10 protein-coding genes are annotated in these 11,941 nt (G+C 55.2%); 5 read left to right on the top strand and 5 right to left on the bottom strand.

The features are described 5' to 3' along the window. Window positions 1–171: 171 nt before the first annotated feature. Both H9S92_RS02205 and H9S92_RS02200 read right to left on the bottom strand, forming a co-directional pair. Complete coding sequence (locus tag H9S92_RS02205; RefSeq protein ID WP_187464761.1) at window positions 172–1,812, bottom strand: IS1182 family transposase; 1,641 nt, start codon at window positions 1,810–1,812, stop codon at window positions 172–174. Between the two features lie 152 nt (window positions 1,813–1,964). After that, window positions 1,965–2,819, bottom strand: coding sequence for a phosphatase PAP2 family protein (locus H9S92_RS02200; protein ID WP_187465096.1), 855 nt, complete (start codon window positions 2,817–2,819; stop codon window positions 1,965–1,967). A 180-nt stretch (window positions 2,820–2,999) separates the two neighbouring features. Between H9S92_RS02200 and H9S92_RS02195 the strand changes: the two genes are divergently transcribed. From H9S92_RS02195 to H9S92_RS02180, 4 genes are all read left to right on the top strand, one after another. Further along, on the top strand, window positions 3,000–3,881 hold the full coding sequence (locus H9S92_RS02195; protein ID WP_187465095.1) for a DUF4349 domain-containing protein: 882 nt from the start codon (window positions 3,000–3,002) through the stop codon (window positions 3,879–3,881). Between the two features lie 15 nt (window positions 3,882–3,896). Further along, window positions 3,897–4,517, top strand: coding sequence for a Uma2 family endonuclease (locus tag H9S92_RS02190; protein WP_187465094.1), 621 nt, complete (start codon window positions 3,897–3,899; stop codon window positions 4,515–4,517). Between the two features lie 291 nt (window positions 4,518–4,808). Then, window positions 4,809–5,960, top strand: a complete 1,152-nt coding sequence (locus H9S92_RS02185; protein WP_187465093.1) for a Gfo/Idh/MocA family protein — start codon at window positions 4,809–4,811, stop codon at window positions 5,958–5,960. 54 nt (window positions 5,961–6,014) lie between these two features. Beyond that, entirely contained in the window at window positions 6,015–6,548 is a 534-nt protein-coding gene (locus tag H9S92_RS02180) for an RDD family protein (protein WP_187465092.1), read from the top strand. 172 nt (window positions 6,549–6,720) lie between these two features. On the opposite strand, the gene H9S92_RS02175 is transcribed toward H9S92_RS02180, so the two are convergent. Continuing rightward, the gene (locus H9S92_RS02175) at window positions 6,721–7,530 is read right to left on the bottom strand and encodes a phosphopeptide-binding protein (RefSeq protein ID WP_187465091.1); all 810 of its coding nucleotides are present in this window, start codon (window positions 7,528–7,530) and stop codon (window positions 6,721–6,723) included. A gap of 122 nt (window positions 7,531–7,652) precedes the next feature. Here H9S92_RS02175 and H9S92_RS02170 point away from each other — a divergent pair, with 122 nt between their 5' ends. Further along, window positions 7,653–9,791: a heavy metal translocating P-type ATPase gene (locus tag H9S92_RS02170; protein ID WP_187465090.1), complete on the top strand. Its 2,139-nt coding sequence runs from the start codon at window positions 7,653–7,655 to the stop codon at window positions 9,789–9,791. A 67-nt stretch (window positions 9,792–9,858) separates the two neighbouring features. Here the strand turns inward: H9S92_RS02170 and H9S92_RS02165 are convergent, their stop codons facing one another. Next, entirely contained in the window at window positions 9,859–11,124 is a 1,266-nt protein-coding gene (locus H9S92_RS02165; protein ID WP_187465089.1) for a hypothetical protein, read from the bottom strand. Between the two features lie 44 nt (window positions 11,125–11,168). Further along, the coding region (locus tag H9S92_RS02160; RefSeq protein WP_187464848.1) for a transposase at window positions 11,169–11,941 on the bottom strand (773 nt) is incomplete at its 5' end.

Genomic DNA, 11,941 nt, shown 5'->3' with positions numbered 1-11,941 from the left:
GGGGCCGTCTAAAAAGTCAGCCCCAAAGCTGTGGGGTGCGCCACGGTGGCTGTGCTGGTTGCGTTCTGACACATTTAAGAAAAAATATGTGTTCCTTTTTTGGGCCTCCCCACATGCTGGGTGGGCCTTCAGGGAGTTAAAAATGCCGTCTAGACGGATTTTTGGGCCGTTTTAGGTCATTTGGGCCCTTTGTACGACCGGAGTAAGCAGACTACGCCCTTGCTCAATCGATAATTTATGTAATCGACGAAGATTTGTGGCTATCGAAAGGAGGCCCATCTCAATGTTAACCCCCGTAAGTCCCTTTAGTGTAAACCGACGTCTTCCCAGATTGGCCTTCAAGTTGCCAAAGAAGCCCTCGACTTCTGCGTTACGGCGCAGGCACTTTGCTCTACCCTCTTTCGTGCTCAGACGAGCTCGGGCTTGCTGGCGATAGCTTTGACCTTTGTGGCTAATGGTTACCACTCGGTTGCCGTCTTGTTTATGACACATCCCGCGCAAGGGGCAGCCTATGCAATTGACGGCTTTGTACTTACTTGTTTCACGGATATACCCACTTGCTGTTTTCTCCTCTCCCTCTCCACAATACGTCATATGCTGACCCATGGGGCATATCAGCACATTTTGCTCTTCGTTATAGTATAACTGGCTTGGCGCAAATGGCGCTTTAAGTACTCCTTGCTCTTCCTTGTAATAGCCCGGGTATTTGAGGTAGGCTTCTATCTCCTTGCCCTCACAATAGCGATAGGCCTCTTCGTTGCCATACCCCGCATCGGCTGTAATGGCCTTGGGCAAGTTCAATCCGATTTGGCTTAAGATCGATTCGGTGTCTTCAAGATGAGGAATGAGGCAGGCCGCATCAGAAGGCGTCTGGTGCATTGTCCAGTTTACAACAAAGTGGTTTTCCGTTCCCACTTGAGCATTGTAGCCGGGTTTTAGCTCCCCGTTGCCCAAGTGGTCGTCTTTGGGCCTCATGAACGTAGCACCATGATCCGTTTTAGAGTAAGACGACCGATCTCCCAGTAATTCTTGCTGGCGCTCATATTCCTGGAGTTTGGGCAAGGACTTGCTCTCCAGGTTTTTCAGTTTTGTCTTTGCCTTTTTGACCTCTTTGGCTTCCTCCTTGGTGCTGGGGGACTGACTTTCTAAGGCTTTGTTGAGTCGATCAATCGTTTCTTGGACTGCTGCACTGTCGCTGAGTTTGTCCCCTTGATCATCCCCATCGGCAGCTTGCTCATCCTCTTTATCCGCTTTTTCACATAAAGCGTCAATCTGAGAAACGATCATCCCTATCTGGTCTAGCACCGACTTCTTGTAACGCTCAACGTTTGACTTCCAAACGAAGGTGTACCGGCCAGCTACTGACTCCAGTATAGTGCCATCTAAAAAGTAATCATCCAGCTTGACATAGCCTTGTTCATGTAAAGTCAACAAAACGTGGGCAAACACTTCCTTTACCCGGCCACCCATGCGGTGCTTGCGAAAGTTATTGATCGTATTGTGATCGGGAGTGGACATCCCACTTAGCCACATGTAGCACACGTTCTCATAGCAAGCCTTCTCAATCGAACGAGATGAGTACACCCGATCAGAATAGGCATAAACCAACACCTTAAGCAGCATCCGAGGAGAGTACGCGCTACTGCCACCTCCTAAATAGGTGCTTAGGATCGAATCAATGTTCATCCCATCTATAATCTGGCTGATCAGCCGCGCCTTATGATGAGGCGGTACCATGTCGGCAAGATGTGGAGGGAATAGCAAGCCTTGGTTCTGGAGGTCAGGCTTGAAAACTGCTCTTTTTGTGCTCATCGGCTACGGGGATGGGAACAGCCTCAAAATACTACTTTTTCGTATTTTGTACCAGAATGCCCCCCTAGTAGACTTTTTAGACGGCCCCTGGGGTTGTGCACCGCGATTTAATTTCTCCCGTTCCTTTACTCCTTTCTTCCTTTATTGCCTTACTAGAAGACGAGGGTGAAGGCGGCTCCCGCTGCGCCGTTGCCGTAGAGGGGGGTGAGCATGGCGCGGGTGCGGTGGCGTTTTTCCCACCAGCGGTGGAACTCGGGCACCATGATGCCGCTGAAGGCACCCACGCCGAGGCCGATGGCGGAGTCGGTGGGGAAGTGTTTGAGGGCTTTGACGCGGAGGAGTCCGGTGACGGCTCCGGGGACGGTGGCGGCCGTGTAGATGAGGGCCTTTTGCCCGCCGGTGAGGTCGGGGTTATGGTCGGTAATGATTTTGGCGTAGAAGTACCAGCCGGTGGCGGTGGTGGATACGTGGCCGCTGAAGGCGCTGTTTTGGGTATTGCCGTTGGTGCGCAGGCTGAACTCGGTTTCTTCGTAGTAGGCCCGGGGGCGGAGACGATCGATGCTGGCGGGACCGAAGGGGGCATATCCGTAGAACATACCCTGCAGCATCTGGGCTTCGAGGTACATGATGGTGATGTCTTCCCACTCGTCGCGGTACTTCTTCCAGGCGAAGAGGGTGAAGGGCGCGAGCTGGCCGGTGATGAAGAAGACGTCGGAGATTTTGGCGTAGGACTCGGCTTTGGCGGGGTTTTGCCGGAGGCCCCAGCGATCGATGCCGGGCACGTCGTTGGGATCGAGGCGGTCGAGGTCGGCCTGCGTAAGGGAAGGCTTTTCGCGGAAGTCGGCCAGCTTTTTCTGGCTGAAGTAGAAGCCGGCGGCGGTGACGGGCAGGCTGAGGAGGGGCTTGACGCGGTAGATTTTGGCGGGGGCGACGGTATCCCGAACCTGGGACAATACGGGCTGGGTACCCAGGCAAAGGGCAAGCAGCAAGAGGAGGTACACTTTCATAGGGGAGGCTTACAGCAGGTTTATCGAGTACAGTAAAGGATGCTAAACCGGGTTTATGTTGTAACGAAGGGCCCATCCCGACGGTTCGCCTGAACCAGAATGTGAATGAAAAGCAAATGCAAGGGACGAAATATGCATACCTTAGTACGGTCGCATCTAGCCCTAAAAATTCCCATTACTATGAAAGTACATCTGCTCCTCCTCGCCCTGCTCCTCGGGACTTTCCTTTGCACCTGCGGCAGCGCCGGTGATTCAGCAAGCGAGGGGATGCGCCCCAGCATGGAAGAATACGCCCGGACGGAAGCGTCGCCCGAAATGGATAGGTCCACGGCCGACGCGCCAGAAAGCGAGGCGATTCCGCAACCCAGTGCGCCCAACAATGCAGGGCGCGACGCGGCCAAGATCATCTACACGGCCGAGGTGCGCGCCCGCGTGGAGCACCTCGATTCGGCCCTGGCGCGGATCACCCGCCGGGTGAATGAAAGCGGGGGCTACCTCGCCAGCCAGTTCCGCAACAATTCGCCCTACGAGCACACGGCTACTTTGCAGATTCGCCTGCCCGCCGAGCGCCTGAACCCCACCCTGGCTTACCTGCCCACGCTGGCCGCCCAGATCGACCACCAGAACCTGAGCAGCCAGGACGTTACGGCCGAGTGGCTCGACCTCGAAAGCCGCCTCCAGACGAAGCGGGACGTCCGCGACCGCTACATCGAGATCCTGCGCAACCGCGCCCAGAAGGTGGAAGACATCCTGAACGCCGAGGAAAAAATTCGCGTCATCACCGAAGAAATCGAAGCCAAAGAAGGGCAGCTGCGCTACCTCCGCGACCAGGTCAGCCTCTCCACCCTTACGCTGACGCTCTACGAAACCCAGGAGTACCGACCCACGGGAGAAGCCTACCAGCGGAGCTTCGGCAGCAAGCTCCGCAGCAGCCTGGCCATGGGCTGGGAGCTGATTCAGTCGCTCGTACTCGGGCTGGTCAGCATCTGGCCATTGCTCTTGCTGGGGGGTATCGGAGCATGGTTTTTCCGCCGCTGGCGCAGCAAACGGTCGGCCAAATAATTTCGTTATCTTTGTATGATGACCGTTCAAGCTCTTCCCATCATCGCTTTAGACGACGCCGAACTGCTGCTTAGCCTGCACAGTTGGACGCTGGACCAGTACGAAGCGATGATCGCTGCGGGTTTTTTGGGTGACGAAGACCGGGTGGAATTGCTCCTGGGCAAAATTGTAAATAAGGATTTAAAAGGGGTTTTGCACTCGTATTGTGTGCAAGAGTTGAACCTCTATCTCTTCCGGCATTTTGGTGATCGCTTCATCTGTCGGCAGGGTCAGCCCATTGCCCTGCCGATGCACAGTATGCCGGAGCCGGATTATGTCTTGGCCCGTAATGTCAAGCACCGCTTCCGCACCAAGCGCCCGAAGCCAGCCGACGTGCAGCTCATCATCGAAGTGGCCGATACTACTTTATCCCGTGACCGCGGTACGAAGGCGAAGCTATACGCCTCTTTCGGTATCCAGGAATACTGGATCCTCAACCTGATTGATTACCAGTTGGAGCTTCATTTGAATCCTACTGAGCAGGAGGGCTACGGGAATGTGCAGTTTTACAGCCGGGGGGAGGTGTTCAGTAGTCCGCTCTTGGGCGAGCTGGCGGTGAATAGTCTTTTGCCGCGTATTCGCTGGGAGGAGGAGTAGGCACCGTTGAATTTAACATTTACGATTAAACATTCAACATTTAAAATTTGCTTCGCGGGAGGTTTGGTTGATTGTAACGAGGAGCGTAATCAGGGACCTGAGGCTCAGAGGTGTTTGTCCACTAAGGACACGAAGAGGGACTAAGCGGTGCTTGTTTTTTCCTTCAGCCGGATCGTAAATCCGAGGCAATGGGGGGCTTGTTTTTTTGGAAAAACGGAGTAGCTTGGCCCGGCAAAAACACACCAGGCCGGGGCATTTTCTGCCTGGGCGGCACCACGCTAATTCATCATCATGTACAGTTCCATTACCGCCGGGGTTGCCGGCACCGGGTTCATCGGCCCCGTCCACGTCGAAGGTCTGCGCCGTTTGGGCGTCCGCGTCAAAGGGCTTTCCAGCGCTACCCTGGCCCTGGCCGAAGAAGCTTGCCAACAGTTGAACCTGGAGCACGCCTACGCCGACTTCGACGAAATGCTGGCCGATGATGAGCTTGACGTTATCCACCTGGCCGTCCCGAACGTCCTGCATTACCCCATGGTGAAGGCCGTGCTGGCCGCCGGAAAACACGTGATGTGCGAAAAGCCGCTGGCCATGACCTCCGAGCAGGGGCGGGAGCTCGTTGCCCTCGCCAGCCAGAGCAAACTCAAGGCGGGGGTGAACTACAACCTCCGTTTCTACCCCATGAACCTGGAAGTGAAGCAGCGCCTGGCCCAGGGCGATGCCCGCATCTTCACCGTCGTGGGCGGCTACCAACAAGACTGGCTGCTGTACGACACCGACTATAACTGGCGGGTACTGGCCGACCAGGGCGGCGCACTGCGGGCCGTATCCGACATCGGCACGCACTGGCTGGATCTGGTACACTTCACCACCGGATTGGAGGTTGAGGCCGTTTTGGCTGACCTCAGCACCGTCCACCCCACCCGTCGCCGGCCGAAGGGGGAGGTCAGTTCCTTCAACAACGAAAAGCTGCGGGACGAAGACCTGGAAGCCATCTCGATTACTACCGACGACTGCGCCAACATCCTCCTCAAATTCAAGGGAGGGGCTAAGGGGCAGCTGTTCGTCACCCAGGTCAGCGCCGGCCACAAAAACCGCCTGACTTACGACATTGCCACTTCCGACGCCGCCTACGAGTTCAACAGCGAGCGGCCGAATGAATTGCTGATCGGCCGGCGCGGTGCCCCGAGCGAGTTCCTGCTCAAAGACCCGGCACTGCTTACCGGCCTGCCCGCGCCCTACGTGAACTACCCCGGCGGCCACAACGAAGGTTTTCCCGACACTTTCAAGCAGTGTTTCCGCTCCTTCTACGATGCTATTCTGGCCGGCGACGCCGAGAACCCCGCCGAGAGCCTCTACGCGAGCTTTGAAGACGGTCTGCGCGAACTCGTCATTTGCGACGCGATTATCCAGAGCCACGCTGAGCAGCGTTGGGTGTACCTGTAGTACCCACTCCCCCGAAACTTGCAAGCTGTTGCATCCTTGCCTACCTTGCGGGCTGTGCAGCAAGAAGTAATTTACGCGAAGTTTCACCAGCGGCTGATTGCCCGCCTGATTGACCTGGCGATCGTCAGCCTTCCCCTGAGCCTGGCGATGCTTTTCAGCGTCGTGTACCTCAAGTCATTCGCCCTGGCGGTGCTGTTTTCCTTCCTGGAGGCGGCCTACAAACCCCTGGCGGAAGCCATCTTCGGCTACACCATCGGCAAGCGGGTCCGCCGGCTTCGCGTCGTTCGCCAGGGTGATTTTGCACCCATCGACCTCAACCAGAGCCTGCTGCGCTTCCTCCCCTGGGCCACCATCTTTTTCGCCTCGGTGTTTATCCTGCACCGCCACCTCAACGATCCGGGGATGGCCGACGTGAACAGCGTCGAAGCCTACCTGCTTTTTTCCCAGCAGCACGTACTGGCCGATAACCTGGTCATTGCCCTGATCAATTACCTGCCGCTGTTTTCCGTGATCTGGATTTTTTCGGATCCGATGCAGCGGGCTTTGCATGATCGGGTGGCGGGGACGGTGGTTTTAGTGAATGCGTGAATGCGCTACCGCACGGGACAGGGAATAAAGGCGGAAAGGAATAAGGGATTAAAGGATCTACCGCTTAATTCAAATTTCTGCAAAAAAAACCGGCCACCCACCATCCCCGGGCCTGGTGAAAGGCGGGGCTTGGCGGATGGCCGGTTGGAGGGTTTTGCTGACTTTGGGTCGCTTACATCTCCGTGGGCAGCGCTTCCAGGGTGAAGGTGCGGGTGACGGGGTTGAGCGGGGTTTCCACCATCGCGTCGTCCTTCATCAGGGTCAGTTTCACGGTATTTTCGCCCATGGGGAGACCTTTGAGCAGGTAGGGTTTCCACTCCGTGATTTTGAAAGTCTCGGTGCCATTTACTACGGCTTCTACGAAGTAGCCATCCTGGCCGAGCGTGACGTTGACGGGGTAGAAATCGAGCATAACGTTGGTCGTTTCCTTTTCTCCCTTGTAGCTGCCTTTGGGGCGGCTGTAGAAAAGCATCGGTTCGGTGATTTCCTTGCTGCTTTTGAAGGCACCACCGGCTACATCGGCCATTACGGCGCGGTGGGCGGCGGGGGTTTTGATGGACTCGTGATAGCTCCGGCTCAGGAAAGTGAGGATGTGGTGGGGGCCATCGGCAATCGTCTGCTCAAACTCCGGCGTGTACTTCGCGATGTAGGGTTCGTTGTCGATGATCAGGTGGACGTGCTGGCCTTCGGCGGAGTTGGCGCACATGACCGCGTCAGCGTCCGGCGTTTGGGTGCCGAAAGTGTAGTTGCTGGCGGCGTAAGTGAACTTGCCGCCCTGGTAAGTCCAGTTGTCGATGCTCGCATCGGGGAAGCCGGTGGTTTCGGGCATGGGCTCCAGGGTGACGGCGGCGGGGATGGCGGCGATGGAGTCCGCAATACGCTGGGCTTCTGCTTCGGCGTCGGCCGTTTGGTTGGCATTGTCTCCGCAGGCGACGGCAAATACGAACAGAAAACTCAGGGTGATGAATTGGAAAAAGCGCATAGTGTAGAGCGTGGTTTAATTAACTAATGGGAGTAGCAATGTGTTGGTATGGCTACGGGGAGGTGCGGTGCTGTTGTGCCGCCGCCTCCCGTGATATAAAGCTAGTAAAGCGGGATAAGTTCGTGAATAAAGCAAGAGAAATCGTGGAAATGCGGGTCGATGGCATGGATTGCAACAACTGCGCCATGTCCATCCAGCGCTTCCTGGAACGCAAGGGGATGACCGAAGTGATGGTCAATTTCCAGACCAAAGAAGTCCGCTACCGCCGCGACGACCAGGCCCTGGACGCCAGCGCAGTAAAGGCCGGCATCGCCAAGCTCGGCTACACCGTTGTGGAAGAGGTGGAAGACCACCACGGCCACGTCCACTCCTCCGGCAACGCCGCCCGCAACCGTCTGCTGTTCTGCGCCGCCCTGACCGCCCCCCTTTTGCTGGGCCACGTGTTTATGGCCTTTGGTGTTCATCTCGCTGCGCTCGAAAATGGCTGGGTGCAGCTGGCGCTCGCCGGACCGGTCTACCTGGTCGGCGGCCTCCACTTCGGCCGTTCGGCTTTCGCGGGCCTGCGCGAGCGGATGCTTAACATGGACGTCCTGATCTTCCTCGGCGCCACGGCCGCCTTTGTCTACAGCCTCGTCGGCCTCTACTGGCAAGACCCCCGCTACTACTTCTTTGAAACGGCCGCTACGATCATCACCCTCGTGCTGGTCGGCAACTGGCTCGAAGCCCGGGCCGTGGCCCGCACCACCACCGCGATTGGGGCGCTGACGCAGCTCCAGGAAAACTTCGCCCTGCGCGTGATGGACTCCGGAGCGGCCGTCCGCCTGCCCGTCGAGGAAGTCAGCGTGGGCGACCGCCTGCGGGTAAACAACGGCGACCGGGTGCCGCTGGACGGGACGATCCTGGACGGCAGCCTCTCCGTCAACGAAAGCATGTTGACGGGCGAAAGCCTGCCGCTGGAACGCGGGGAGGGGGAGCACCTCCTTGGCGGCTCTTTGGTGGTGGCCGGGCAGGCGACCTTCCGCGTCACGGCCGCCTACCGCGATGGCACGCTGGCCAGGATCATCGACCTCGTAAAAACGGCCCAGGCCGATAAGCCTTCGCTGCAGCGGCTGGCCGACCGTGTGAGCGCCATCTTCGTACCCGTCGTCATCATTATCGCCATCCTCACCTTTTTGGTGGGCTGGCTGACGGGCTACGCCACGGCCACGCAGGCACTGATGAACGCCATTGCCGTCCTCCTCATCTCCTGTCCCTGCGCCATGGGCCTCGCTACGCCAACGGCCGTGATGGTGGGCGTCGGGCGGCTGGCGCGGCTCGGCGTACTCATCCGCGGCGGCAGTACGGTGGAACGCCTGGCGGGCATCGAGCGCATGGTCTTCGACAAAACCGGGACATTGACGACGGGCGACCTGCGCGTCGAAAATTTCAGCATCACGCCCGGGGAAGACGCCAACCGCATCCGCTCCCTGTTCTACACGCTGGAGCAGTATTCGAGTCACCCCATTGCCGCCAGCATCCGGGGCTATTTGGAGGCGGAACGGGCACCGGACACTGCGCCGGGCCTGACCGTGGAAGAGACACCGGGCCTGGGCCTCACGGCCCGCGATGTGACCGGGAATCGCTACTACCTGGGGGCTCCGCGTGCCTTGCCCGCCGGAGTTGCGGTGCCGGAAGAAGCGGCGGTGGTGTTGCTGGAAAACGACCGCGTACTGGCCTGGCTGAGTTTGGCCGATGAGATCAGACCGGGGGCGCGGACGCTGGTGCAAGGATTGGTAGCGGCCAACATCGAAACGGTGCTGCTGACCGGAGACCGCCGCGCCAAAGCCGATGCCGTAGCCCGCCAACTGGGCATCGGAGCAGTGTTTGCCGAACAACTGCCCCAGCAAAAACTTGACCTCATCGCCCGCCTCTCCGCCGAAAAGCCCACGGCGATGGTCGGCGACGGCATCAACGACGCAGCAGCCCTTTCCCGCGCCGACCTCGGCATTTCCCTCGGCGGTGCCTCCGCTGCGGCCCTGGATGCCGCCCAGATCGTCCTCCTCCGCGACGACCTCAGTGCCCTCGACGAAGGCCGCCGCGTTGCCGCCCTGACCCTCAAAACCATCCGCGAAAGCCTCTTCTGGGCCTTCAGCTACAACATCGTCGCCATCCCCCTGGCGGCCCTGGGCTTCCTCAACCCCATGTGGGCCGCGCTGTTCATGGCCTTTTCGGACGTTGTCGTGATCGGCAATGCTATTCGGTTGAAGGGTAGGAGGGGGTAGGGGGATTCTGTTGTTTTTGAGATAATTTTTTTGGGGAGTTTACATTACCCCGCCCGATTGTATGAGCTTACTCCAATAGCTTTTTAATATTAATTTCTTGATTAGATAGTGTTGTGTCCAGTGCTCTGTTATCAATGATCAAAAATGAATCGATTATGAACAATTCATTGGTGCTGCAATACCCACTCCAGGCGTCTTCATCATAAACGCATGTGTCTATCTGAATGACTGTCTCGGATTTTGACAGTAGGTTTCGAATGTGTATGGAATCAAATTGCTCATTTTTTCTAAAAAGAACCAAGTTGTTGTTTGGCAAGTAATTTGCGTACATATATGTTTCTACGTTGTAGTCATCGAGAAAAATTACAGCATCTCCTGTGCAGGGGCCGCCACACGACATGGAGATTACGACATAATTTTCAGTGCAGAATTTAATTCCAGAAAACCCAAACCTGGTTAATTCTTCATAAGTAATATCGATGGATTCCTTCGTCACTCTATTCTTTAGCGTCATTTGGTAGTTGCCATTGGGTGTTCCCTTTAGCGTTATGCCGTATTTTTTCGTGTAACATTCCATGCAATCTGTATCCTGCGCATCTTCATCGCAACAAGTACAAGGAAAATTATTAGCAAAAGTGTGCGATTTTTTGTGCCAATAATCTTCAATGAATCGCCATTTGTCGTCATAATAGCCTGGGGGACGGAGTATGCTGTCCTTGAGATGACTTGAATCATTTGACAATTGATAGATAAATATGCCCTTATTCGCATCGCTAACTTTGCAGCCACGACCTTCTATTTTCCCTAACTTGTTTACCACTAATTTTGCATCTATTTCGATTAAATAACTGCTCCAATCTGAGTCAGCGCACCCATTCCCCGAATATGTATAATATAGCGGTTTGTCGCGTAACTTTTCAACGGATTCGAAGTCATTGAATCCTTCTACCATTTTCCAAGTGGTTGTTCCTTTTTGGTACAACGCTAGTTCGTAAGATGCGTTATTGCCATAGAAGCAATATAAGATATCTGTATGTCCATCTTGGTCAAAGTCAATAAATTTGACTTCACTTACATGGTTTTCAACATTGAATAAGGTGTCTTGATTTACAAAGGTGATGTTTCGATATTCGTCTGTTTGAATAATTCTTATCGTGTCAACTTGGTTAACAACTTGTACTTTCACATAAAGTATCGAGGAATCGATTTCTACGGCTTGTTGAGGGATTACTTGGTTGTGAGTCAGGTTGTCTTGGTTTCTGTTTCCTTCATCGGTGCACGAAAAAAGAAGAGTGGTTGCGACAATAAAAATATGTACTATATACTTAATCATTTGTATTTTGTAAAGGTACCGTGTGACAATGGTCCGCTGCGATTTCAAGCTGCTCTAGCGGCGTAGTTCCTGACCTCCGCCAGTACCTCTTGACTTTTTGGCAGGTTCGGGTCAATCCCACACCTGCTGAAAATGCGTAAAGCCAAGCGCTCATTGGTATAGGCAGTTGTAATATCAGCCATGGAAAATGCTCCGCGTTCAAGGTCGGGAACCGCTAAGTGGTGGGCAGCTTTAGCCAAATTAACTACCGTTAGCGCGCAGTTGACGTGGAAGTCGATCTTAAGCCAATCACGCCCTTGCCCCTCTTCTAAACCGCTGAACTGCTTGCCATCGCGGAAAATGAATTCTTGTTGGTAACGACAGCGGTAAGCATGGACAATTTGTTCGGCTGGCTGATCAACATCGGTGCTCATGTATACCTTCACAGACTTGATTTTGTTTTTTTCGTCAAGTTGGTGTATAACCACGATACGGATTTTTAATCCTGCTACTTTTAGTTGAACCACGCCCGTCCAAGCAACGGTTTGAGGTGAACTCAGCGCTTCCACTCGACTAAATACGGCAGGATCAAGGTTAAATAAGTTGACAAAGCCAGCATATTCCTTAGGCCGCCCTTTTGACTTTTGTGGTCCGCTGTAGTAGTAGCGCAGACTGACGTTTTTACGCAAGCGGGAGACTACATGAAAACCTGCATTGACAACGCGTTGGATGAATGGATTTCGGGAAAAGTACGCATCGACTACCACGTATTTACTGATCTGGAGCAGTTCGTCAGCCCGTTGCTCAAGGATTTCGGCATAATAATCCAGCAAAGATT

This window comes from Neolewinella lacunae, from assembly GCF_014349155.1.
Classification (GTDB): domain Bacteria; phylum Bacteroidota; class Bacteroidia; order Chitinophagales; family Saprospiraceae; genus Neolewinella; species Neolewinella lacunae.
Note: the sequence above shows the minus strand (reverse complement) of the source record. Positions and strands in the feature narration are given on the sequence as shown.

Coding starts and splice junctions, on each gene's coding strand:
- H9S92_RS02205 (WP_187464761.1), bottom strand. CDS start 1,812: ATGAGCACAAAAAGAGCAGTTTTCAAGCCTGACCTCCAGAACCAAGGC.
- H9S92_RS02200 (WP_187465096.1), bottom strand. CDS start 2,819: ATGAAAGTGTACCTCCTCTTGCTGCTTGCCCTTTGCCTGGGTACCCAG.
- H9S92_RS02195 (WP_187465095.1), top strand. CDS start 3,000: ATGAAAGTACATCTGCTCCTCCTCGCCCTGCTCCTCGGGACTTTCCTT.
- H9S92_RS02190 (WP_187465094.1), top strand. CDS start 3,897: ATGATGACCGTTCAAGCTCTTCCCATCATCGCTTTAGACGACGCCGAA.
- H9S92_RS02185 (WP_187465093.1), top strand. CDS start 4,809: ATGTACAGTTCCATTACCGCCGGGGTTGCCGGCACCGGGTTCATCGGC.
- H9S92_RS02175 (WP_187465091.1), bottom strand. CDS start 7,530: ATGCGCTTTTTCCAATTCATCACCCTGAGTTTTCTGTTCGTATTTGCC.
- H9S92_RS02165 (WP_187465089.1), bottom strand. CDS start 11,124: ATGATTAAGTATATAGTACATATTTTTATTGTCGCAACCACTCTTCTT.